General features: G+C 30.4%; 22 protein-coding genes. 10 read left to right on the forward strand and 12 right to left on the reverse strand.

Translation table 11 applies throughout. The features are described 5' to 3' along the window. Positions 1–50: 50 nt before the first annotated feature. Positions 51–3,338, reverse strand: coding sequence for a zinc-dependent metalloprotease family protein (locus AC2D6T_RS08230; protein WP_484681152.1), 3,288 nt, complete (start codon positions 3,336–3,338; stop codon positions 51–53). A 66-nt stretch (positions 3,339–3,404) separates the two neighbouring features. Here AC2D6T_RS08230 and lipB point away from each other — a divergent pair, with 66 nt between their 5' ends. Next, positions 3,405–4,106 carry a lipoyl(octanoyl) transferase LipB gene (gene lipB / locus AC2D6T_RS08235; RefSeq protein WP_484681153.1) on the forward strand — a complete coding sequence of 234 codons (702 nt, stop codon included), beginning with the start codon at positions 3,405–3,407 and terminating at the stop codon, positions 4,104–4,106. Positions 4,107–4,166: 60 nt separating this feature from the next. On the opposite strand, the gene AC2D6T_RS08240 is transcribed toward lipB, so the two are convergent. After that, entirely contained in the window at positions 4,167–5,219 is a 1,053-nt protein-coding gene (locus AC2D6T_RS08240) for a nucleoid-associated protein (protein ID WP_484681154.1), read from the reverse strand. A gap of 259 nt (positions 5,220–5,478) precedes the next feature. Next, positions 5,479–6,078, reverse strand: coding sequence for a ribonuclease HII (locus AC2D6T_RS08245; protein WP_484681155.1), 600 nt, complete (start codon positions 6,076–6,078; stop codon positions 5,479–5,481). Between the two features lie 94 nt (positions 6,079–6,172). Between AC2D6T_RS08245 and AC2D6T_RS08250 the strand changes: the two genes are divergently transcribed. Next, positions 6,173–8,143 (forward strand): putative porin, encoded by a 1,971-nt coding sequence (locus tag AC2D6T_RS08250; RefSeq protein WP_484681156.1) that lies wholly within the window; start codon positions 6,173–6,175, stop codon positions 8,141–8,143. A gap of 73 nt (positions 8,144–8,216) precedes the next feature. Then, the gene (locus AC2D6T_RS08255; protein ID WP_484681157.1) at positions 8,217–8,453 is read left to right on the forward strand and encodes a hypothetical protein; all 237 of its coding nucleotides are present in this window, start codon (positions 8,217–8,219) and stop codon (positions 8,451–8,453) included. 18 nt (positions 8,454–8,471) lie between these two features. On the opposite strand, the gene AC2D6T_RS08260 is transcribed toward AC2D6T_RS08255, so the two are convergent. After that, complete coding sequence (locus tag AC2D6T_RS08260) at positions 8,472–9,941, reverse strand: Na+/H+ antiporter NhaC family protein (protein WP_484681158.1); 1,470 nt, start codon at positions 9,939–9,941, stop codon at positions 8,472–8,474. A 79-nt stretch (positions 9,942–10,020) separates the two neighbouring features. Here AC2D6T_RS08260 and AC2D6T_RS08265 point away from each other — a divergent pair, with 79 nt between their 5' ends. Beyond that, entirely contained in the window at positions 10,021–11,043 is a 1,023-nt protein-coding gene (locus AC2D6T_RS08265; RefSeq protein WP_484681159.1) for a metal-dependent hydrolase, read from the forward strand. A 221-nt stretch (positions 11,044–11,264) separates the two neighbouring features. On the opposite strand, the gene AC2D6T_RS08270 is transcribed toward AC2D6T_RS08265, so the two are convergent. After that, a complete protein-coding gene (locus AC2D6T_RS08270; protein WP_484681160.1) occupies positions 11,265–12,464 on the reverse strand; it encodes an aminotransferase class I/II-fold pyridoxal phosphate-dependent enzyme in 1,200 nt (399 codons plus the stop codon). Between the two features lie 152 nt (positions 12,465–12,616). On the opposite strand from AC2D6T_RS08270, the gene AC2D6T_RS08275 reads away from it, so the two are divergent. Next, positions 12,617–13,078: an Lrp/AsnC family transcriptional regulator gene (locus tag AC2D6T_RS08275; RefSeq protein WP_484681161.1), complete on the forward strand. Its 462-nt coding sequence runs from the start codon at positions 12,617–12,619 to the stop codon at positions 13,076–13,078. A gap of 517 nt (positions 13,079–13,595) precedes the next feature. Here AC2D6T_RS08275 and AC2D6T_RS08280 read toward each other — a convergent pair. Next, complete coding sequence (locus tag AC2D6T_RS08280) at positions 13,596–14,231, reverse strand: YceI family protein (RefSeq protein WP_347186703.1); 636 nt, start codon at positions 14,229–14,231, stop codon at positions 13,596–13,598. Between the two features lie 62 nt (positions 14,232–14,293). Continuing rightward, a complete protein-coding gene (locus AC2D6T_RS08285) occupies positions 14,294–15,013 on the reverse strand; it encodes a tRNA threonylcarbamoyladenosine dehydratase (protein WP_484681162.1) in 720 nt (239 codons plus the stop codon). Between the two features lie 306 nt (positions 15,014–15,319). Between AC2D6T_RS08285 and pnuC the strand changes: the two genes are divergently transcribed. The 5 genes from pnuC (at position 15,320) to AC2D6T_RS08310 (ending at position 20,817) form a co-directional block, all read left to right on the forward strand. Continuing rightward, on the forward strand, positions 15,320–15,952 hold the full coding sequence (pnuC, locus tag AC2D6T_RS08290) for a nicotinamide riboside transporter PnuC (protein ID WP_484681163.1): 633 nt from the start codon (positions 15,320–15,322) through the stop codon (positions 15,950–15,952). Beyond that, a complete protein-coding gene (locus AC2D6T_RS08295) occupies positions 15,913–16,509 on the forward strand; it encodes an AAA family ATPase (RefSeq protein WP_484681164.1) in 597 nt (198 codons plus the stop codon). The genes pnuC and AC2D6T_RS08295 overlap by 40 nt, the downstream gene beginning before the upstream one ends. Before the next feature lie 19 nt (positions 16,510–16,528). Beyond that, positions 16,529–16,933: an alternative ribosome rescue aminoacyl-tRNA hydrolase ArfB gene (gene arfB / locus AC2D6T_RS08300; protein ID WP_484681165.1), complete on the forward strand. Its 405-nt coding sequence runs from the start codon at positions 16,529–16,531 to the stop codon at positions 16,931–16,933. Positions 16,934–17,364: 431 nt separating this feature from the next. Continuing rightward, complete coding sequence (locus tag AC2D6T_RS08305; protein ID WP_484681166.1) at positions 17,365–19,707, forward strand: TonB-dependent receptor; 2,343 nt, start codon at positions 17,365–17,367, stop codon at positions 19,705–19,707. A gap of 246 nt (positions 19,708–19,953) precedes the next feature. After that, the gene (locus AC2D6T_RS08310) at positions 19,954–20,817 is read left to right on the forward strand and encodes a sigma-70 family RNA polymerase sigma factor (protein WP_438989802.1); all 864 of its coding nucleotides are present in this window, start codon (positions 19,954–19,956) and stop codon (positions 20,815–20,817) included. A 40-nt stretch (positions 20,818–20,857) separates the two neighbouring features. Here the strand turns inward: AC2D6T_RS08310 and AC2D6T_RS08315 are convergent, their stop codons facing one another. From AC2D6T_RS08315 to ruvB, 5 genes are all read right to left on the reverse strand, one after another. Then, positions 20,858–21,127 carry a heavy-metal-associated domain-containing protein gene (locus AC2D6T_RS08315; RefSeq protein ID WP_484681167.1) on the reverse strand — a complete coding sequence of 90 codons (270 nt, stop codon included), beginning with the start codon at positions 21,125–21,127 and terminating at the stop codon, positions 20,858–20,860. A gap of 2 nt (positions 21,128–21,129) precedes the next feature. Continuing rightward, a complete protein-coding gene (locus AC2D6T_RS08320) occupies positions 21,130–21,498 on the reverse strand; it encodes a rhodanese-like domain-containing protein (RefSeq protein WP_438989797.1) in 369 nt (122 codons plus the stop codon). Then, positions 21,499–22,905, reverse strand: a complete 1,407-nt coding sequence (locus AC2D6T_RS08325; protein ID WP_484681168.1) for an MBL fold metallo-hydrolase — start codon at positions 22,903–22,905, stop codon at positions 21,499–21,501. It abuts the gene before it with no gap. A gap of 86 nt (positions 22,906–22,991) precedes the next feature. After that, a complete protein-coding gene (locus AC2D6T_RS08330) occupies positions 22,992–24,716 on the reverse strand; it encodes a SulP family inorganic anion transporter (RefSeq protein ID WP_484681169.1) in 1,725 nt (574 codons plus the stop codon). 3 nt (positions 24,717–24,719) lie between these two features. After that, positions 24,720–25,742 (reverse strand): Holliday junction branch migration DNA helicase RuvB, encoded by a 1,023-nt coding sequence (gene ruvB, locus AC2D6T_RS08335; protein ID WP_484681170.1) that lies wholly within the window; start codon positions 25,740–25,742, stop codon positions 24,720–24,722. Positions 25,743–25,761 lie beyond the last annotated feature (19 nt).

Below are 25,761 nucleotides of genomic sequence, written 5' to 3' on the forward strand. Positions count from 1 at the left end.
AAAAAAGCCTCATTTTTAATTTAATGAGGCTTTTCTATTTTGTAGACTTTCTATTTTATAAGCAGCTTTTGTATAGTTTGTTTTTTACCATTGATTACTTTCAATAAATACAATCCGGAAGATGTATTTTCAAAAGTAATTTTTTCAGAAAAGCTTGTTTTTGTAGTAGCATACTTTTTTACTGAAACCAATCTACCCCTTACATCAAACAATTGAATAAGAACCTTGTTATTAATATCTACTTTTAAATTTAAATTAAAAGTTCCGTTATTCGGATTTGGATATATATTAAAATTAGCAAAAGAAGTATCTAGTATTGAAGCTGTATTATCTACAATTATCGAGTAATCTTCAGTTTCTCCCCATTCTGTTAAGTGATCTGCATCACAGGGTCCATCTCCAAAACCATATGTTGGATGATCATATTCTATAATTACTCGCATTCTTGTTTGACCCAGTTTTGCATCTGCAGGTACATTAATAGAAAGTGTAGCTGTTGCAACGTCTTCTAATTTTGTTCCTAAATCATACCTTTCTGTAGCTTTATCAAAAATAAAATCCTGATTCCAATCAATAAACACATAACAATGATCTTGATAACCAGCCGTATCAAAAGTTACACTAATAGTGTAGTTTCTATCTTTTAACACATTTGCATTTATACTTGTAAAATCTTGGTATCCATCTGATGTATCATTCCCAGAATTATTATTTATACCTGCAAAAGTCACATTGGTTATATGCTCTGATCCATTTGCTTCATCTGTAAATAAAGAAGCACAATAACTTGGTACTTCTGTTGCAAAACTAAATGTAGGTGAAAAAGCACTTTCATTACAATTGTTTTTAGATTTTACTCGCCAAAAGTAATTGGTATCTCCACTTACATTATTCAAGGTGTACTCACTTGTGCTTACATTTCCACTTGCTACAATATTATTAAAGTTGATATCACTTGCAACTTCTACATCATAAGAAATTGCATTTGCATCTGCTTGCCAAATTAAATTTTGTGTTAAAGCCACACCTGTTGCGCCATTTGTAGGTGATGATAGCGTAACTGGTGTTAAGTTAGATGCTGTAACTTTTAAAAAAACGTCTAAATTCTGACTGACTGAAGTTGATGTACCCAACACATTTATGGTGTACTCTTGTGCTGTAGTACCATCTAAATTAGACACATTCATAACAACTGTACCATCATCTGATAATGTAGTTGGACTAAAACTAACGAGAGAACCAGCAGGCTGTCCAGTTGCAGAAAGTGTAACATTTTCTGTAAAACCGTTAATAAAATCTAGATTTAAATTAAAATCTACACTTTGGTTTCCAGTATTACAAGCAGAAACGTTTGTACTTTCATTTGTAATTATAAAAGTTGGTATTGTTGAAAGTATTTCTAAGTTAGTACTATTTACATTGTAAAAAATATTGTCTGAAGCCATCACCATAATTCTAGCCTCAGTAGTTACATTATTGGGTACTAAAATAACTTCTGAACCATCATTAGGTGTATTTTCTTTTAAAATGATTGGAAAAGTTACTCCACCATCTGTAGACAATTTTATAGTTACGTTCGAACAATTTATAGGTGCAATGTCTGTAGTTCCTTTATTCCAAGTAACGGTTTGAGAGCTTCCTGCATTCCAGGTAGCAGCAGAGTTTTGTGATGTGACTACAAAAGCTTCTGCATCTGTAACTGTAACTGTTACATCATCTCTATTAAAAGCACCACCCGTTGCATTATTATCTCTAACCAAAAAAGAAAAATTAAGTTCTCTGGCTACAGCAGGTATTACTTCCCAAGTAGAAGATATATTACCATTTATTACAGTTTCTAATTTTGGGAAATATCTTTCTGGGTTAGTAACTGGAAGAAATGACCTAAACATAGGGCCAACAGAGTTAGATGATGATGGGGGCATTGTAGCAGTTTCATTATCTATCTGCTCCCAATTGTAAGTTAAGGTATGTATACCATCTGCGTCTGTTGCTTCTCCTTTTAAAACAAATGGTGTAGATTTTGGGATACTGTAATCTAAACCCGCATTTGCTACTGGTGTACTATTTCCGTTTGGAGTTAATGTTGCACAGTTACCAGAAGATTGTAAAATATTCTGCATTTGAGCAATGCTTACTGCGTGAAAATAATCATCACTTTGCCCTTGTACATCTGGTGAACAAAATCCTGCATACCCCATTATTGTAGAGGCACTACCAGGCTCTACAGCTGTTTCATTTGTTCTGTTACAATCGTTATTTTGTGTATGTGTTGCACCAAATTGATGCCCAATTTCATGCGCAACAAAATCTATATCATAAGGGTCTCCAATAGGGGCGCCTCTACCTGTTACTCCTTTTGCTTTTTGATTAGTGACACATACAACACCTAAACCTGCTAAACCATCACCACCAATACTAAAAATATGTCCAATATCATAGTTTGCATTTCCTATTTGAGTATCTGCAATTGATTGGCTTTCATCAATCATTTCATTAGGATCTCCATCAGTAATATTGTCTGTTGATGCCTCTAAAAATATAATTTTATCATTATCGTCAACAATTTCCATTTTTACAGCCAGTTCTTTTTCAAAAACCCCATTAACTCTTGTTATAGAGGTATTCATTGCAGATAAAACAGCGGCTTTTTTTTCTTGTTCTGTTGCTGTTGCTGGTACATTTTGGTTTGATAGATGAAATTGAGCATATTCTCCACTACAAATCAATGCCAAACGAAAAGTTCTTAGGTTTCCATCGTTTACAATATTAGATTTTAAATTAGGTGAATATTGATTTTTTGAACTTGCTGCAACATCACACTTAAAAGCTTTGTCTTCTTTATTTAAATCTGATGTTTTATAAACAATAAAGTCATTGTTATTTACCGTATAAGGGTCTATGTAAATAGTTTTAGATTCTGCTGTAAAAATAATTGCATGAAAACCATCTGTACCCATACTTATTTTTGCATAAGATGTTGGATTATCTACACCAATAGCTGTGTACGATTTTATATTTGGAAATTTAGCAGATAACTTTTGACTAAAATTAGAAGATTCTGTAATGATAAATGATTCTAAATTACCTAATTCATTTGGTAATTTAATTTGCATATTTGCAGACTTTAAATTACTATTTAATATGGCTTGTAACGTATTGGTATTTAAAGAAAAAAGCTTGTATTTATTGGGAAAATTCTTAAAACTACGTATTTTTTTTTTTGAAGTATAGTAGCTTTCTCCGTCAACTTTTTGCCATACATCTTGCGCATTTATAGAGGCTGTAAAAAGCATTAGAAGAAGAACGTTTAATAAGTAAAATTGTTTGGTTTTCATAAATAACAATTTAGTAGATATCAATCTTTCAAATATAAGGAAATATTTATCTTTGTTGTTGAGATTATGAACAGAAACATACTACTTAAAGACTTAAAGGTTAAAGATTATAAAGAAACTTGGGATTATCAATCTAAACTTTTGCAAGAAATTGTAGATGTTAAAATTGAAAACCGAAGAAAAAATCTTTCTAAAATTACAGATAATTATTTTTTATTTGTAGAGCATCCTCATGTATATACTTTAGGCAAAAGTGGCGATTTAAGCAACCTATTACTTTCTGAAAAACAATTGGCCGAAAAAGGGGCTAGATTTTACAAAATAAATAGAGGTGGCGACATTACCTACCATGGCCCAGGGCAAATTGTGGGTTATCCTATTTTAGACTTAGAAAACTTTTTTACAGACATACATAAATACCTGCGTTTGTTAGAGGAGAGCATTATTTTAACCATTGCAGAATATGGTTTAAAAGGCGAAAGAAGTGAAGGAGAAACTGGTGTTTGGTTAGATGTTGATACTCCTTTTGCTCGTAAAATTTGTGCTATGGGCATTCGATCTTCACGTTGGGTAACTATGCATGGTTTTGCTTTAAATGTAAACACCAATTTAGGGTATTTTGACAATATAATTCCTTGTGGAATTCGTGGGAAAGCAGTTGCTTCTATGGAGGCTGAATTGGGTAAAAAGCTAGACCAAGAAGAAGTAAAACTTAAAATTTTAAAGCACTTTAAAAACCTTTTTGAGGTGGATGCTTTTTTAAATTAGTTTGAAGTTTGAAGTTAAATATTAAAAAAATCCCCAACTAACAACTAACAACTAACAAACCTACTTCTCCTCATTAAAATAAACTTTGTAATATTTCATTTTTTTCTCTTCATCATAACCTCTTTCTAAATATTCTGAAGCTGCTTCTGGTGCATCTACATCTAATTTTATATTGATGTTGGTATCTAATTTAATTTCTGTTTTTAACTTGCTTTTTTCTTTCTTTAAAACTACTCCAGAAACATCAAAATTGTTTCTAATTAACACATCATTTAAGGTTTCGAAGTGTTTTTTATAATCATCAAACAACTCTTTGTGTTTATCTTGCTCAAAAACTTCATCTTTAAAATCATGATAGTCAACAGCTTCGTGTTCTTTAAAATAATCTACTGTATTTGCTAAAAAATTACCTTGTTCTTGCATGCCTAATTCTGGTTTTAGCACTTCTTCAGAAAACTCTTTACACATTTCTAAATAGCTTTGTGTATGTGAATTGTAATCGTCTGCTAATTTTACACCTAAGAAATTTTTTATCCAATATTGGGCATCGTAATTATTGTTATCTACAGAAAAAACAACAGTACCTTCTGTGTCTGATGTATTTAAAACCAAACAACCTTTGTCTATTTTTCTAGTTGAAATTCCTTTTTGAACCACCACATCCCAACTTTCGTTATCGTCTAAATAGGTTTGAAAAAAATCTACTTTATTTTCTATTTTAAAAATCCCTACTGCTTCGGTTAATACATCTTTATATTCTATACCTTCTATGAAAACGACCAAAACATCACCCGTTTTTATTTTCGCAGAATTAGATTGTTCGTACAAATGATTTACAATGTTTTTAGAATATTCTACAAACGTACTTTCTTCTTTAAACACTTCTGATGCATAATTATTAATCTCATTTAAGCGCACATCTGCATGATGTGTAAAGCGATAACTTTGCGTTAAACTACCAAAGGGTTTTAACAGAAAACTCTTCATTAAATCGTAACTTTCTTGGTCGAAACGAATTAAATCTTCTGAAAAAACATTGTGCCCACTATTAAATTTGTTTGCCACTTTATGAAGTATACATTTGGTAATTTCTGCTCTGGTTTTTTTTATCATCAGTAAGAATTTTGGAGCGTAAAAATAATTGAATTTTTAAATAGTTTAAGGTTATTTCTAAAAGTTTATAAACAAGTTTAGCCCTAATTGAACTTTTTGTTGAGTTAAAGATAAATTATATGTCTGAGCTCTTTTTTTTACGCTGAACTCTATTTAGTATTTTTTCTAAATAATAAAATTACTCCTTTATAAAAAAGATGATAAATTAAATTAAGCATAAAAAAGCAAGTAGTAAAAGCAGAAAATAGCTTCTAAAAAATTACAACTTTAATTTTAGTTGTTCTGGCAATAACTTAAAAGATTTTCTATGATAATCTGTGGCACCAAACTGCCTGATGGCGTTTCTGTGTTGTTTGGTAGGATACCCTTTGTTTTTTTGCCAATTATACATGGGAAACTCTTGATGAATTTTTGCCATATATTCATCTCTATAAGTTTTTGCTAACACAGATGCTGCTGCAATGCTTAAATATTTTGCATCGCCTTTTACAATAGTTTTATGCGGAATTTCTTTGTAGTTTTTAAACTTATTGCCATCTACAATTATAAATTCTGGCTCAATTTTAAGCATTTCTATAGAACGATGCATGCCTGTAATAGAGGCTTGTAACACGTTAATTTTATCTACTTCTTGCTGCCAAACAAAAGAAACTCCGTAAGCAAGGGCATTTTGCTCTATAAAAGGGCGCAATTCTTCTCTTCTTTTTTCTGATAATTGCTTAGAATCGTTTAAAAAAGGATGCGAAAAATCTGTAGGTAAAATTACAGCTGCTGCCACAACTGGCCCAGACAAACAACCTCTACCAGCTTCGTCTGTACCTGCTTCTAAAGTGTAGCCACTGTAATTTAATTTTAGCATTTTACAAAGAAAAGAAGAATTAACAGTTTTCAAAATAATTATTGGCTATTATTTTCGTTTTATTATTTTACATTTGTCCTTGCATATTTTTAGTATGAACAAACAACTTTTTACTTTTTTGTGTCTTTGTCTTTTTATGGCAAGTATTACTTTTTCTCAGCGTAAATTAGGTGGGGCAAAAAGAGAAAACACAACTATTGATCGTGATGGAAATATTGTACAAACAGATAATTCTGGAGAAATAAATGTTACACTTTCTGGCAAAACAAAGTACACAGATTATAAAATTTTTTCTCACGAAAGAGATACCACTTTTATAGACACCACACTTTCTATTAAAAAAGACTATAAGTTTAATTATTTACGTAAAGATTTATTTGAGTTTTTAGAGTTTCATAACCAAGGGCAAACATTAAATAACTTAGGCTATAGTTTTAATTCTATTTATAGATTGCCTGATATTGGTTTTTCTGCAAAACAAGTTAGCTATTTAGATGTAGAAGACATAAAGTATTACGAAGTACCTACACCAACCACAGAAATATTGTACAGAACTGGTTTACAACAAGGTCAAGTTTTAGATGCTTTGTTTACCCTAAATTTTTCTAAAAGATTAAATGTATCTCTTTCTTATAAAGGCTTGCGTTCTTTGGGTGCTTATAGAAGAGCGTTGGTTAGTAATGGTAATTTTAGAGGTGCTTTTCATTACAGAACTAAAGAAAATCAATATCAAATAAGGGCGCATTTAACTACACAAGATTTTTTCCATCAAGAAAATGGTGGATTAACACCAGGAGCTTTACAGAATTTTATAGATGATGCTCCAGATTTTACAACAAGAGCACGTTTAGATGTAAACTTAACAGATACTGAAAGTCAGTTTGACTCAAATAGAATTTTTTTAGAACACAGCTATAAACTTGTTGCAAGTAAAGATACCATTACTAATAAAGATTTTAGCAATTTAAAAATTGGGCATATATTAACCAAAGAAAATAAATCCTTCGAGTTTATACAAACTTCTTTAACGCCTACTTTTTTTGGTGATGCAAGTTCTTCTGATCCCAATAACAAACAAGCACAAAGTACCATTACCAACAACGAATTAAATTTAGAATTTAACTCTAAATATGTTTTAGGAAAATTTAAAGCAAAAACAAACTTAACTAGTTATACATATGGTTATGATACTATTTTAAATAGTAATAGCAATATCAACAAATTAAAAATAGAGGGAAATGCCATTTCTTTTGGCGCAGATTGGAAAGCTAAAATTAAAAACTTTCAGTTAAATGCAGATGCAAGTATTACCCCAGGAACTGGAAGACTATCTGGTAATTATATTAAAGGAGAAGCTGTTTATAAAAAAGATAGTATTTTTTCTTTAAAAGGTACTTTATTATTGAGTTCTAAATCGCCCAATTTTAATACACTTTTACACCAAAGTGAATATGATGATTACAACTGGCAAAATGAAACATTTAGCAATGTAAACACCAGAGATTTAGGTTTTAGCTTACAATCTAAATGGTTAAATACTTCGTTAAATTTTACCAATATAGATAACTACACCTATTTTAATGAAGCTAGCCAACCAGAACAATTTACAAACCAAATAGTATACTTAAAAGTAAAAGCAAACAGAGAATTTAGATTGGGTAAATTTGCTTTAGACAATACATTTATGTACCAAAATGTTAGCAGCGGTAGTTCTGTTTTTAGGGTACCAGAATTTGTAACTAGAAATACTTTTTACTATACAGATTATTGGTTTAAAGGCAAACCGATGTTGGTAAATATGGGGTTTACTTTTAAGTATTTTACAGCATATAATGCCAATGCTTACAATCCGCTTTTAGGCGAATTTAGAATACAAAATGATGAAGAAATAGGTTTTCCAACTTTTGATGTATTTTTTAATGCACAAGTGCGAAGAACTCGTATTTACTTTAAAATAGACAATGCTACCGCTGGTTTTACAAAAAAGAACTATTTTACTGCACCCAATTACCCTTATAGAGATTTTACCATTCGTTTTGGTTTGGTTTGGAATTGGTTTATATAAAAATCATCAAACTATATAATGTTACTTTTAGTAACTTTTAAACAATAAAAAAATTATATCAAAAAGTTTTAACATGAAAAATCAACTTATAAATAACTGGAAACTTTTTTTAATAGCAAGTTTAACTTTAGGTTTAGCCCCTTTTAATCCACCACATATTTGGGGTAAAATTCAATGGATTTTAGGTGGAAATGCTTTTTCTGGTAAAAATGCAATGCAAGCCCAAGATTGGTTTGATGTTATATTGCATGGAACTCCCTGGGTTTTATTGGTAATTTCTGGAGTTTTAAATATCTTTAAAAAAAAATAATTAGTTAAAATGAAAAAATTACTTTTTAACTAACTGCTTAATCTTAATGTTTAAAGCAGCAAACAACAGCGTTGTAAACGGACTTAAATAATTAAAAATAGCATACACAAAATAATCTGCTACAGAAACACCTAAAACTCCAGATTGATAAGCACCACAGGTATTCCACGGAATTAAAACCGAAGTTACCGTACCAGAATCTTCTAAAGTTCTACTTAAATTTTCTGGCGCTAAACCTTTATCTTCATAAGCTTTTTTAAACATTTTACCGGGTATAACTATTGCCAAATATTGGTCTGACGCTATTGCATTTAAACCTAAACAACTTACTACTGTACTTGCAAACAAACCAAAAACAGAGCTTGCAACAGCTAATAAACTTTTAGTAATTTTTGCCAAAGCTCCAATGGCATCCATTACACCACCAAAAACCATAGCGCAAATAATTAAAAAGATGGTCCATAACATACCTTTCATTCCACCTGATGAAAAAAGTTCCGATAATTTATCATTATCAGTTTCTATGCTTGTGTCTGTTAAAATTGCATTTATAATTGAGGTAAATTTCGTTTCAGATAAGTTTGCTAAAACATCACTTTGAAAAATAAAAGCGAAAACTGCTGCTAAAATAACTCCTGCTCCTAAAGCTATTAAAGGTTTGGTTTTTAATAAAATCATTGCAATTACAACTCCTGGAACTATAAACAACCAAGGAGAAATATAAAAAGTGGTATCTATAGTTACTAATAAATTACTAATATCTGCACTACCTTTAGTATCTATTGTACTACTTAAAAATGCAAAAACAATTAAAGTAAACAAAATTGTTGGTACTGTTGTAATTGCCATGTATTTTATGTGTGTAAACAAATCTGTACCTGCCATGGCAGGCGCTAAGTTTGTAGTATCTGAAAGTGGAGACATTTTATCACCAAAATACGCTCCAGAAATTACGGCTCCAGCAATCATTCCTGGAGATATACCCAAAGCACTACCAATACCTACTAAAGCAATACCCACTGTTGCAGAAGTAGTCCAAGAACTTCCAGTTGCAATAGAAATAATAGCTGCTATTATTACAGTTGCTGGTAAAAATATTTCAGGACTTAAAACCTGTAAGCCATAATACACCATTGCTGGTATAATGCCACTAACCAACCAAGAACCTGCTAATGCACCTACTAAAAACAAAATCATTATCGGTACAAAAACACTTTTCCAGTTTTCCCAAACCTCTGCAATCATATTGCCAACAGAAATTTTATTAAAAAAACCAACAGCTGCTGCAACCAAAGCTCCCATTAATAATATGTATTGATTGGTATAGGCACCAAACCATTCTTGATCTTCTACAAAAAAGATATTATATGCCAATAAACACATTAAAATTACCACAGGAATTAAAGACTCTAAAAGGTTTAACTCTTTATTATCTATAATTTTTTGACCTTCAATATCTATTTCTGAAAGTTTCTTTTTGTCTGACATTCTTTAAATTTTTGTTCTGTAATGTTACGATTTTACAAGAAGTTATGCAAATTGATTTGGTTACACTATTTTTACGTTTATGGATTCATTAACGCAAATTGTTTTAGGTGCTGCTTGTGGAGAACTTGTTTTAGGTAAAAAGATTGGCAACAAGGCATTATTATTTGGAGCCATTGGTGGTACCATTCCTGATTTAGATGTTTTTATTGGAAGTTTTTTGTACAATAACGAAATACAAGCCATGGCTTTTCATAGAGGTTTTATGCACTCTATTCTGTTTGCTGTTTTGGGTTGTTTTGCTTTTGGGTGGATTACATACAAACTCTACAATACAAAAAAAAGAACTGGTACAACCCAATTAAAAGATTGGATTCTGTTGTTCTTTTGGGCCATTTTTACACATCCGCTTTTAGATTGTTTTACTCCTTATGGAACGCAACTTTTTGCCCCTTTTTCTAATTACAGAGTCGCTTTTAATAATATTTCTGTTGTTGACCCATTATATACCTTGCCTTTTCTATTTTGTATGATTGTTGTACTTTTTTTGAAAAGAACGAACTTAAAAAGATTACAATGGACCAAAGTTGGTATTTACATAAGTAGTATTTACATGGTTTTTACACTGTTTAATAAGTTTTATATAAATCGTGTTTTTAAAAAATCTTTTAAAAAAGCAGGTATTTCTTTTCAGCGTTTTTCTGCACAACCCACTATTTTAAACAATATTTTATGGTATGCAGTTGCAGAAACAGCCACAGAATATCACCTTACCTTTTACTCTCATTTTGATAAAAGTACCACCGCAGATAAAATGATTACCATTACTAAAAATCATGAGGTTATTGATATGAATGATAAAAATTTACAAACCTTAGCATGGTTTAGTAATGATTATTTTACAATTCATAAAAAAGAAAAAATTAGTACTTTTAAATATACTGATTTAAGATATCCTATGGTAAATCCTGATGATGTAAACACCTCGATTTTTAATTTTACCGTATATCTTGAAAATGGTGAATGGGATATTTTACCTTTTGATGGAAATACAACCAGTAAAGAAGATTTTGCAAAATTTACAAAACGTTTTTGGGGAATTTAAAAGTTTTAATTTTTATTTTAAAAAAACTCAAAGGTTTAGATACTGAAATAAATTCAGCTCAAAAACCTGTAAACTCTAAAAATGTAATTGTATTTTTAAATTAATTCCTTTTCGGATTTGCAATATGCGTTAAGGATTGAGCAATTGTTTGAGCTCTTTTTTGTTTTTTACAAAAAAAGCGAGTGTGAAAGCCTGACCTGAAAGGGAACGCCCTAAAAAATTTATAAAAGCCCAACTTGATGCATGCAAGAATTCATGATTTGGTAAGTTCTTTCTATGTTGGCATCTAAACCAATAGAAAAACGAATTAAACCATTACTTAAACCCATTGCCGCTTGCTCTTCTTCGGGTATTTCTGATGATGTAGAGCTTCCTGGAGCAGAAAATAGGGTTTTGTAAAAGCCTAAACTTACTGCTAAACAACCTAAATTTTTTTGTTGCATTAGCTCCATTAATTCGTTGGCTTTTTCTAAAGAACCTACATCTATAGTTAACATGCCTCCAAAGCCATATGTTGCATTCATCATACTTTTAAATAGTTGATGAGAAGGGTGTGATTGTAAACCTGGATATACCGTTTTTAAACCGTCTTTTTGGAATTTATCTGCTAAATATGCTGCATTAAAGCTGTGTTGTTTCATTCTAATATGCAAGGTTCGTAGATTTTTTAAAACGGATGAAGCTCTTAAACTATCCATAGTAGAACCCAACAACATACTTGCGCCGTTATTTACATTTCGTAAATTATCTATAATTTTTTGGGATGCACAAACCACACCACCAACAGTATCTGAAGAACCATTGATGAATTTTGTTAAACTGTGGCAAACTATATCTGCCCCTAATTTGGCTGGGGAAATTGATAATGGGGAAAACGTATTGTCTACTACCAATTTTAAATTGTGTTTTTTAGCTAATTTTGATAACCCTACAATATCTGCAACTTCTAGTAAGGGATTACTTACAGATTCGCAATACAAAACTTTGGTGTTTTTTGTAATTGCTGCTTCTACAACTTCTAATTTTGTAATGTCTACAAAGGTAGTTTCTACCCCAAATCTTGAAATAAAGTTTTTTAAAAATGCGTAAGTACCTCCATAAATAGTTCTACTAGAAACAATATGATCTCCTGCGCCACACAATTGCATTAAAACGGGGGTAATGGCTCCCATACCTGAAGCTGAAACATTGGCTGTTTCTGTACCTTCCATAGCTGCTAAAGCTTCGCCTAAATATAAATTACTAGGTGATAAATGGCGTGAATATAAGTAACAACCGTCTGCATTTCCTTCAAAAGTATCGAACATGGTTTTTGCTGATGTAAATGTGTAGGTTGATGAATCTGAAATAGACGGGTTTACACCACCAAACTCGCTAGAATATTGTAAATCTTGAATTTTATCTGCAGGGTCGAATTTCATAATTATTGTTTTTAGTTCAAAATTAAATAGATACAGATAATTAATCAATGATTTACAATAAATATAGATTTTATTTCTATATTTATATTTTTATATAGTTTTAAAAACTATTATAAAATCAACTTTACTCTTTTTTTAGAAAATTTTTAAGTATGGTATTAGATAACATCGATAAAAAACTAATTAATTTATTACAAAAAGACAGCAAACAGACTACAAAAAAACTGTCTTTGCAATTAAACTTATCTGTTACTGCAGTTTATGAGCGTATTAAAAAATTAGAGAAAGAAAAAGTGATAGAGAACTATGTTGCAATCATAAATAAAAATAAAATTGGAAAGTCTTTTTTAGTGTTTTGTCACATTAAATTGGTACAGCATGCTAAAGAATATGTAACTACTTTTGAACGTGAAGTGATAGAATTAGCAGAAGTTTCTGAATGTTTCCACGTAAGTGGAGATTATGATTATATTTTAAAAATTTATGTAGAAAATATGGAAGCTTACAGAGATTTTATGATTACCAAATTAACTGCTATAAAATATATTGGCAGTACGCATAGTATTTTTACCATAGGAAATGTAAAAAATACTACAGAAATAAACCTACACTAAAGTAAAATCTATACCATAAATTCTTAACGCGCTTTTTATATTTTTGTATAAATTACTATTTATTTTAACTTCAATTTTTCACCAATAATAAAATTGGTTCTAGGGACTATTAGGTTTTATTTATGTAATATTTGTATTACTATAAATAGAAAATGTTCAGTTTACAATCAAGAAAAATATCAACTGGAAAAGCTTTTGAAAAAGTACTTTATTTATGTTCTTAATCATTGCCATTTCTAAAACACTTTTTGTTTGGTATACAGATAAAAATAGTCTTTTTACAGAAGTTTGTAAACAAGCCTAAGATTTGATTGCTCTTCTTAGTTATTTTCACCTTACTGTCTGTGTATCCTCAAGAATTGTTATTTAGAACATACAATTCGTGGTTGTTTTGTGTACACTACTGGTATGGGAGCTTTGTTGTAGTTTTAGTGGTTATTATAGATAAAAAAAGATCCAAAAATAAATTTTTTGGATCTTTTGATTTATAAGATAATTATTTACAAGAAAGAAATAATTATTTAGTTTTTACAGTAAAAGATAATTCCATCATATCATCGATAAACTTGTCTTTTAAATTATCAAAAAATGATTTAGAAGCATATTTTACATTAAAATCTGCTCTATCTACATTAAAAGTTTCGCTTTTAAAAATAGTTGTATCTCCTTCTTTTGATAACATTGCAGGTATTGTAATGCTTTTTGTAACATCTTTAATTGTTAAGTTTCCTGTTACGTGTAATTTATCTTCTTTCTCTTCTACATTTGTAATTACAAACTTAGAAGTTGGGTATGTAGCAACATCAAAAAAGTCTGCAGAAGTTAGGTGCCCAACTAATTTAGCATTTCCATCATTATCTGCAGGAATGTCTAAATTTTTAATTGAAGACATGTCAATTACAAATTCTCCACCTGTTAAAGTACCATTTTCTATTAGTAAAGAACCTTCTTTTAATAGTATTACTCCATTATGAGCTCCTGTTGGTTTTGTACCTTTCCAAGTAATTTCAGAGTTAGCTGTATCAACATTATTTAAAGCTGCAAGTTTTTCAACTTTTACTTCTTCTTTAGTTTCTACTTTTTCTTTCTTTTCGCCTTTACATGCAGTTAAAACTGATGCTACAACTGCGAGTGTTAAAATTATTTTTTTCATATTTATTTTATCGTTTAAAATTATTAGTTGCACAAATATATGTAATTTATTTTCCCTGGAAACTATTTTTTGCTTTTTAATAAATAATTAACAACATGTGCAGCAGCTTGTAGGCCAAAAGCAGCTGGCATATAGCTAATTGTACCATAATATGATTTTTTAAAATTGCTGCCATCTGTTATTTTTACACTTGCAGGGATTTGAACCTCTTCAGAGTATACTGCTTTTACGCCTTTGTCTACCTTTCTTTCTTTTAAACGCTTGCGTAAAACTCTAGCCATTGTGCAATTTTTAGTTTTGCTAATATCTTTTACTTTAATTTTAGTAGCATCTAACTTACCTCCTGCTCCCATAGATGAAATTATTTTCACCTTTTTTCTTCTTGCGGCTACAAGTAAATTTATTTTGGGGGTAATACTATCTATACAATCTAAAACGTAATCATAATCTTTAGTTACAATTTCAAATGCTCTTTCTGGAGATAAAAACTCTTCTAAAGCAATTAGTTGAATATTTGGATTAATATCCCTGATTCTTGCAGATAAAATACTGGTTTTCGATTTTCCTATGGTAGATTGTAATGCTGGTAATTGCCTGTTGATGTTGGTTTCATCAAATACATCTCCATCAACAATTGTCATTTTACCAACACCAGCTCTTGCTATAAATTCTGCAGCATAAGAGCCAACACCACCCAAACCTACAATTAAAATATGGGCGTCTTGTAATTTTTCTAACCCTTGTTTTTGTACTAATAATTCAGTACGTTCTAACCAACTCATAAGATATATACTTTAAAAATAAAGCAGCAAAATTAAACATATTTAATTATTAGATAATGTATTTTCTGCTAATGCAGATTTATTAGTTATTGGTGCTATTTTTGAAAATGACAAATGCTTTATTGATAATTTAAAACATGAAATTAATTTGTTATTACTAAGTAGGTAGAAATCCATAATAAAAATTGCAAAATCTCAATTAAGTCTAAAAAAAAACAACAAACATTACTTTTAATACTTAGTTTAGATTCCTGCCTTCGCAGAAATAATAGAAAAGACTACTTTTACAACTTCAAACAAAACCGAATGTCAGACATTTTTAACTTCCTTTTTGAGAAATACAAAACCTACGAAACTTTAGATATTATTTTAGAAATTATTGCTGTATTTTTTGGTTTTTTATCTGTTTGGTTTTCAAAACAAAATAAAATTTGGGTTTTTCCAACAGGAATGATTAGTACTTCCATTTTTGTTTATTTACTTTTAAAATGGGCTCTTTTAGGTGATATGATGATAAATATATATTACTTTATAATGAGCATTTATGGCTGGTATATTTGGACACGTAAAGTAGACGAAACGCATCTTACACCAATTTCTAAGACCACCCTAAAAGAGAAAAAAACAGCATTTCTAATTTTTATTGCAACCCTAGTTTTTGTGTATGTTGTATATAATTATTTTGATAAATGGATTTCTTGGGTTGCTTATATAGATACTATTACCACAGCAATTTTCTTTGTAGGTATGTGGTTAATGGCAAAACGTAAAATAGAAAATTGGTTTTTTTGGATAATTGGAGACCTTATTTCTGTACCTTTATACTTATATAAGGGCTTTACATTTACAAGCTTTCAATATTTTGGATTTACTTTTATTGCCATTTTTGGCTATTTAGCATGGAAAAAGAATTTACACAAGAACCCATTAACATTGTAAAAATTGTTTTATTTGGGCCAGAATCTACAGGAAAAACAACACTTTCTAGACATTTAGCACGTTATTACAACACAGTTTGGGCACCAGAATTTGCAAGAGATTATTTACAAGAAAAATGGAATAACGAACGGAAAATTTGCGAAAAAGAGGATTTGCTGCCCATTGCAATTGGGCAAATGAAGTTAGAAAATGAATTAGCAAAAAAAGCAGATAAAGTTTTAATTTGCGATACAGATTTGTTAGAAACTAAAGTATATTCAGAAGAGTTTTATGATGGCTATGTAGATGATAAATTAAACAAAGCAGCCAAAGAAAACAAGTATGATTTGTATTTGCTAACCTACATAGATACCCCATGGGAAGCAGACGATTTAAGAGATAGACCTGAACAACGTTTAGAAATGTTTACAGCTTTTGAAAATGCTTTAAAAAAGTACAACAAAAACTATATTCTATTAAAAGGTAGTAAGGAAGTACGTTTAAAAGATGCTACAAAAGCTATTGATAAAATTTTAAAAAATAAAGAAAATTTACATTCGTTTTCAGAGGCACTGTAACTGACAATTTCTTAGAAATATGCACAGAGAAAACATTATTAAAGAATTAAGTTTTAAGGCCATTAGAAGCTCTGGCGCTGGTGGGCAACATGTAAATAAAACTTCTTCTAAAATAGAACTAACATTCGATTTGCAAAACTCTTTGTCTTTAACCGAAAGCGAAAAGATATTACTAAAAGACAAACTCTCGTCTAAACTTACCAAAGAAAATGTATTGATTCTTTTTTGTGAAGAAACACGCTCTCAACACAAAAACAAAGAATTAGCCATTAAACGATTTTTAAGTTTACTTAAAACCAATTTAACTCGTAAGAAAAAACGAAAACCAACAAAACCTGGTAGAGCTTCTCTTAAAAGAAAAGCAGATAGCAAACAAAGAAACTCATTAAAAAAAGCGCATAGAAAAAAGCCAAAATTAGCGTAAAAGCAAAGGATAGCAAACAAGTTTAGCCACGATAGGAACGACATCCTTTTTATTGTTAGTTCGAGTGCCGCGCTTTTTTGCGTGGTTTATCTAGGAAAAAATAAAAAGATATAGTGGATAGCGTGAAATAGCTTCTAATAAAAAAATCATTTTTTTGTTTCACAATTGTATTTTCCACCTTAGTTTTGCATCGTTCTCATAAAGGGGTGCTTTTTTAGACTATAGCTTTTAGACGTTAGCCATTAGAAAAACAAACTAAAACTAACAACGAAAGACTAACAACTAATTTGGCTGAGATCATACCCAATGAACCTAGAACAGATAATGCTGTTTAGGGACTGAGTGACATTACAAATAATGTCGAAAATTTAATTATTCAATTTTAATCGCAAGAATAATTACCTCTTTTTATTCGTTTTAAATTCTTTAAAATGAAAAAAATCACTTTTTTTTTATTCTTGTTTGCAAGTATACTTGCAAACGCCCAAACATTTAAACTTTCTGGTAAAGTTATAGATGAAAATAAGCAACCTTTACCTGGTGCTACTATTTTAATTAAAAGCATTAAAAAAGGAACTTCTTCTAATTTTAGTGGTAATTTTAGTTTACAACTCCCCAAAGGTGTGTACACAGTACAAGCCTCTTTTATGGGGTATAAAACCATATCAGAAAAAATTACCATTACAAAAAACGAAGAATATATGATTCAGTTAAAACCTGACGCTACACTTTTAGGAGAAATTTTGGTATCTGCCATTAGAGTAAATGCAGACATCCCGATTACCTATTCTAATTTGTCTAAAAAAGAAATTGCTAAACGTAATTTAGGGCAAGACATTCCTGTTTTAATGAATTATTTACCAAACGTAGTCTCGTCTTCAGATGCTGGTGCTGGGGTAGGTTACACCTATATGAGTGTCCGTGGTTCTAATGGAGAACGTATTAATGTAACTGTAAATGGTATCCCTTACAATGATGCAGAAAGTCATGGTAGTTTTTGGGTAAATTTAGGCGATTTTGCATCGTCTACACAAAACTTACAATTACAACGTGGTGTAGGAACGTCTACCAATGGTTCTGGAGCTTTTGGTGCCAGTTTAAATATTTTAACTGATGCTATTTCTGAAGAGGCTTTTGGAGAAATATCGAATTCTTTCGGGTCCTTTAATACCAGAAAACATACTGTAAAGTTTAGTACAGGAAAACTAAATAATCATATAGAAATTGCAGGACGTTTGTCTAATATTTATTCAGATGGTTATGTAGATAGAGCATTTGCAGATTTAAAATCATACTATTTACAAGGTTCTTATACGGATGAAAACACCTTAATTAAAGCAGTTACTTTTGGTGGAAAGGAAAGAACTTACCAAGCTTGGTTTGGTTTAACTGCACAACAATTAGAGGAAAACAGAAGGCAAAACCCATATACGTATGAAAATGAAGTTGATGATTATGAACAAAACCATTATCAATTACATTGGAACGAAAAAATTAATAATAATTGGGCTACAAATTTGGCTTTAAACTATACAAAAGGAGCTGGTTTTTTTGAACAGTTTAAAGAAGAGGAAAGTGCTGCAGATTTTAACAATCTTATAGAAGATGATAGCGACCTAATTGTAAGACGTTGGTTAGACAACGATTTTTACGTAGCAAATTTTAATGCAACTTATAAAACTAGAGGTGTAAATATAGTTTCGGGTATTTCTTATTCTAATTATACAGGAGACCATTTTGGAGAAGTAATTTGGGGCGAAAATTTAGCGCCAAACACCAATATTAGAGATCGTTATTATTTTTCTGATGCAAAAAAAACAGACTTTTCTTTATTTTCTAAAGCAACTTTAGAATTGAGTGAAAACCTATCTACATACATAGATTTACAAGGTAGATTTGTAGATTATCAGACACAAGGTATTACCAATGATATTGTACCAATTGATGTAGATGCTAGTTTTAATTTTTTCAACCCTAAATTTGGTTTTACCTATAATATTAATAACAACAACAATTTATATGCGTCTTTTGCTATAGCAAACAGAGAACCTAATAGAAACGATTTTGAAAACGGCGTTAGCACACCAGAAACCTTAAATGATTACGAATTTGGTTGGCGTTTAAAGTCTGAAAATGTAAAGCTAAATACCAATATCTATTATATGGATTATAAAAATCAATTGGTATTAACAGGCGCTTTAGATGATGTGGGTGCACCTGTTAGAGCTACTTCTGGTAGCAGTTACAGATTAGGTTTAGAAGTTGATGCAGATATTCGTTTAAACGATGTTTTTACAATAAAACCTAATGTAGCATTTAGCAATAATAAAAACAGAGATTTTGTAACTTCTATAAATGGTAATTTAGAAAATTTAGGAAATACAGACATTTCATTTTCACCCAATTTAGTAGCTGGTAATATTTTAACTTACCAACCTTTAGATAATTTACAGTTTTCATTTTTATCTAAATATGTAGGCAAACAATCTTTAAGTAATTTAAGTAGTAACATTTCTACAAATGATGTGTTAGATTCTTTTTTTACAAGCGATTTAAATTTGGTATATCAGATTTCGCCTAATAAAATATTTAAGTCAATTACATTTACTGCTTTAATAAATAACATTTTTAATGCAACATATGTAGATAGAGGTTATTATTATACCTTTGATGATACTTGGACTACACCAGGTACAACTATTACCGAGGATGGAGCAGGTTATTACCCACAAGCAACCAGAAATTTTCTAATTGGTATAACCCTGAAATTTTAAAAAAAACAGCCATTTTTAGTTAAAAATTAGCTAAAAAAGGGTGAAAAGAAGCGATTTTTAGTTAAAATCGCTCTTTTTTTCTTATATTGAAAATTGGTAAAAAAGTGTTTCTTTTTTTTGAAAGAAAAGTAAAAATATTATTTTTTTTAGCGCAAATATCTTACAAACTTAGTCCTAATTTTCTAAAAATACTTTTTAGAATTGTTACACTTTTATCACTTAAATAATACAAACCTAAAAAACTATATGAGACAACTTAAAATTGTAAAGCAAGTAACCAACAGAGATGCTAAATCATTAGAAAAATATTTTCAAGAAATAAGTAAAATTGGGTTAATTACTGCAGATGAAGAAGTAGAGTTGGCTTTAAAAATTAAAAAAGGAAATGCCAAAGCTTTAGATACTTTGGTAAGTGCAAATTTAAGATTTGTTGTTTCTGTTGCAAAACAATACCAAGGGCAAGGCTTAAAACTATCTGATTTAATAAACGAAGGAAATGTTGGCTTGGTAAAAGCTGCAAAACGCTTTGATGAAACCAGAGGTTTTAAATTTATTTCGTATGCTGTTTGGTGGATTAGACAAGCCATTATGCAAGCCTTAGCAGAGCAATCTAGAATTGTGCGATTGCCTTTAAATAAAATTGGTAGTATTAGTAAAATTAAAAAAATATATGCACGTTTAGAACAAAACGAACAACGTATGCCAACCAATAAAGAAATTGCAAAGCAATTAGATATGACAGAGCATGAGGTTGAACAATCTTTAAAAAATTCTGGTAGACATGTTTCTATGGATGCACCTTTTAAAGAAGGAGAAGATTCTAACTTATACAATGTATTGCAGTTTGACGAATCGCCAAAGCCTGACAAAGAGTTAATGAAACAATCTTTATCTATAGAAATTGATAGAGCTTTGGATACCTTAACATTTAAAGAAGCAAAAATAATTAAAATGTTTTATGGTATTGGCAATGAAACTGCAGCAAGTTTAACAGAAATTGGTGAGCGTTTTGATTTGTCTAGAGAACGTGTAAGACAAGTAAAACAAAAAGCAATTAGAAGATTGCAATCTAGATCTAAAACACAAATGCTAAAAGCATATTTGGGTTAAAAAATAAAAAAGCAAGCTATTTAGCTTGCTTTTTTATTTTTTATGAGTCTATTCTACCCACCGCACAGCTTACAAAAGATTTTGCTCTGTGTATCACTGTATTTTTGTCTCCCACAGGTGGATACCCTAATTTAGATAATTTTTCTTTAACGAAACTATCATCTTCATTTTCTGATGTAATACTGACCAAAGATTTTTCTACATCTATAGCTACATCATTTACGGCCTCTAAAGACAGTAAACCTTTTTTTATTGTTGCTGCACAACCACCGCATTTTAAGTTTTCTATTTCTATTGTTGTTGTCTTCATAATTAGTTTTCTTTTTTCCATTGATGATAACCTCCAAGCACATTGTATACTTGAAAGCCTTTTGCTTGTAAAATAATTGCAGATTTACCACTTCTGTTGCCACTTCTACAGTACAAATATACAGGTTTAGATTTATCTAATAATTTACTCGCTTTTTCTGGAAAATTAGTATCAAAATAATTTGCAAAAACAGCTGTTTTTATAAAACCCTGTTTAATTTCTTGTGGACTTCTAACATCCATTAATTGGATATTTTCTTTTGCCAATAGCATTTTTAATTCTTTAGTAGAAATTGTTTTTATGTCTTGTTGCTTATCACAATTTATAAAAAAGAAACTAACAAATAAAATGTAAAATAACTGCCTCATCATTTATTTTAATGTAGATGGACAAACAGCATCTGTTCTTTCTATATCAGTATTTTTGATAGCAGCAAAACCTCCTGCAATATCTACAACATTATGAAAGCCTCTTGCTTTTAAAATGGAAGCTGCAATAACAGATCTATAACCCCCTGCACAATGTATATAAAAATTGTCTGATTTAGGAAATTTTTCAATGTAATCATTTAAATAATCTAGAGGTGTGTTTTCTGCTACTTTTATATGTTCACTATCATATTCTCCAGGTTTTCTAACATCAAAAACAGGTTGTTTATGAGCTATTTTCTGTTGTAAGGTTGCTGCTGAAATTGAATCTATACTATCAATTTCTTTGTTTGCTTTTTTCCAAGAATCGAAACTTCCATCTAAATAACCTAAAACGTTATCAAAACCAACTCTAGATAATCTTGTAATGGTATCTTCTTCTTTTCCAACAGGAGCTATTAATAAAATAGGCTGTAAAATATCTTTTATTAAAGCACCAACCCAGGGTGCAAATCCACCATTAATTCCTATAAAAATAGATTGTGGTATAAAACCTTTTACAAATTCATCTTGATGACGAACGTCTAAAATTAACGCATTGGTTTCGTTTGCAATCAACTCAAAATCTTTTACAGATAATGGTTTTGCGCTATTTTTAATAATGTCGTCTACATCTTTATAGCCTTCTTTATTTAACTTTACATTTAAAGGAAAATAAGCTGGTGGTGGTAATAAACCATCTGTAACTTCCTCTATAAACTCTTCTTTAGTCATGTCTGCTCTTAAGGCATAATTGGTTTTCTTTTGCTCTCCAATGGTACCAATCGTTTCTTTACTTAAATTTTTACCGCAAGCAGAACCTGCACCATGAGCTGGATATACAATTACATCATCTTCTAATGGCATAATTTTGGTCTGTAAGCTTTCGTATAAAAAACCTGCTAAATCTTTTTCTGTAATATCTCCTTTTTGTGCCAAGTCAGGGCGACCAACATCTCCTAAAAATAAAGTATCTCCACTAAAAAGGGCATGATTTTTACCTTCTTTATCTTTTAATAAGTAGCAAGCACTTTCCATGGTATGACCTGGTGTATGCAAAACTTTTATCGTGATATCTCCAACTTTAAAAACTTGATTATCTTGGGCAGTAATTGCTTCGAAATTAGTTTTAGCTGTTGGTCCGTACACTATTTTAGCGCCTGTTTTTTCTGCTAGTGTTACATGTCCACTTACAAAATCTGCATGAAAATGTGTTTCGAAAATGTATTTAATTTTCGCATTATTTTCATTAGCTTTATCTATATAATCTTGTACTTCTCTTAATGGGTCTACAATAGCAACTTCACCATTACTTTCTATGTAATATGCTCCTTGTGCTAAACAACCTGTGTAAATTTGTTCTATAATCATAATATCCTTCTTTTACTAATCTTTTAATAAACAACAAAATAACGATAAAAAAATATTTTTTTTTGTAACATTTATTACCAAAAAAATTAATTGGCTTGATGGATGTATTTTGCGTATTTTTCTTGATGAGTTCTATCACCAGTTTTATAAAATTTTACTGCTTGATTAACCCTCATAAAGAAATGTTTGATATCTATAATATCTAAAATTCCACTTCTAAATAAATCGTCTCTTACAGGACCTTTAACACCGGCAAAATAGAAGTTAATGCCTTTTTTTTGAAAAAACTTTACTCTTTCTTTTAGCATTTCTAAACCTGTACTATCTACTCTATTGATACTTTCTGCATCTAAAACAATTAATTTTAAGGCATTGCCTTTTTGGTCTATCATTTCATCTAAACGATCTCTAAAATAGTTAGAGTTGGCATAAAACAATTGTGCATCAAACCTAAAAACCAAAATATCTTTTTCTATAATAACTTCTTCAAATCTATTTTTATTTCTATAAAAATTAGAATCTGGCACCTTGCCTAACTCAGCCACATAAGGTCTAGAAGTTCTAAAAATTAGTATGATTAATGATAAACCTACTCCGATAATTATGCCATATTTAATTCCTAATAATAATGTTGCTAAAAAAGTAATTAACATTAACCAAAAATCTAAATTGTTGGCTTTCCATAAAAATTTTGCTTCTTTTATATTTACCAAACCAAATACTGCTACAATAATAATTGCTGCTAAAACCGATTTTGGTAAATGATAAAATAGTGGTGTTAAAAATAAGAGGGTTATCAAAACCATTACCACAGAAACTAAAGCTGCCATGCCTGTTTTTGCGCCACTTTCTTGATTGATTGCAGAGCGCGAAAAACTAGAAGTACTTGGATATGCCTTAAAAAAAGAACCTGCAATATTACTTAAACCCAAGGCAATTAATTCCTGATTGGGTCTTATTCTATATTCGTCTTGTTTGGCTTCTAATGATTTTGCAATAGAAATAGTTTCTAAATAACCCACCATTACTAAAGTTAATGCAATGGGTAATAGTTCTTTAATTTGTTCGAAATCTAAATCTGGTACACCAAAATTTGGCAAACCAGATGGAATGTCTTTTACAATAGAAACATCAGAAAAACTTTTCCCAAAAAATTTCATGATTACAATACCTATTACAACTACAATAAGTGCATTGGGTATTTTTTTGTTTATCTTTCTAAAAATGATGATGATAAGTGCAGATAAAAGACCAATTATTGTTGTATGATGATTGTAATTGCTTATATGATGCCAAATATCTTCTATGATTACTTGTAATTGATCACTTTGTACAAAATCTACCCCAAATAAATTTCTAAATTGATTAAATCCAATTATTAATGCTACTGCAGATGAGAAACCCGTAATTACAGGTTTTGATAAAAAATTAACTACAAAACCCAAACTAAAAACTCCCATTATAAACTGAATGGAACCTACCATTAGTGCTAATAAAATAGCGATAGAAATATAACTTTCTGAACCTGCTAGTGCTAAGGTAGAAACTCCTGTTGCCACAATTAAAGAATCCATAGCAACGGGCCCAATTGCTACTTGCCTAGAAGAACCAAAAACAGCATACATAATTTGGGGTACCAAAGCACAATACAAACCGTAAATGGGGGGCAAACCTGCTATTAATGCATAGGCAATACCTTGTGGAATTAAAATAATACCTACTGTGATACCCGCTACTAAATCTCCTTTAAATAAAGAGGTATTGTAGTTGGGCAACCACTCTAAAATTGGTATTAATTTTTTTATGTTCATATTTTAAAACAACTCTCCTTGATTTCTTCCTTTTGTTCTATCTAAATGTTTATACGCTAACTCAGTAACTTCTCTTCCTCTTGGTGTACGCATTATAAAACCTTGTTGAATTAAAAAAGGTTCGTATACTTCTTCAATAGTTTCAGTATTTTCACTAACTGCTGTAGCAATTGTAGAAATACCTACAGGACCTCCTTTAAACTTATCTATAATAGTTGCCAATATTTTATTATCCATTTCATCTAAACCATGTGCATCTACATTTAAAGCTTTTAAAGCATATTTTGCAATTTCTATAGTAATATTCCCATCACCTTTTATTTGTGCAAAATCTCTAACTCTTCTTAACAATGCGTTGGCTATTCTTGGTGTTCCTCTACTTCTTCCTGCAATTTCAATTGCGCCTTCCATAGAAATTGGAACACCCAAAATATGAGCACTTCTTTGTATAATAGTGGTTAATAAATCTGTTTTATAATAATGTAAACGGCTGCTAATACCAAATCTAGCTCTCATTGGTGCTGTTAGCAAACCAGAACGTGTAGTTGCTCCAATTAAAGTAAAGGGTTCTAAATTGATTTGTACTGTTCTGGCATTTGGGCCAGATTCTATCATTATATCAATTTTATAGTCTTCCATAGCAGAATACAAGTACTCTTCTACAATGGGGCTTAAACGATGTATTTCATCAATAAACAAAACATCTCTTTGATCTAAATTTGTGAGTAAACCTGCTAAATCACCTGGCTTGTCTAAAACGGGGCCAGAAGTAACTTTTATACCCACTTGTAGTTCGTTGGCTAAAATATGTGCCAACGTTGTTTTTCCTAAACCTGGAGGACCATGAAAAAGCGTATGATCTAAAGCTTCCTCTCTTTGATTGGCTGCTTCTACAAAAACTTTTAAATTGTCTATTGCTTGGTCTTGACCTGTAAAATCATCAAAAGAAAGTGGACGTAACTTTTTTTCTACATCTAAGTCTTCGTTAGATAGGTTACTGTTTTCAGGATTTAAGTTTTCATTCATTAAAACAAAGATAATAATA

It is taken from the genome of Polaribacter sp. YIW18 (assembly GCF_057219325.1).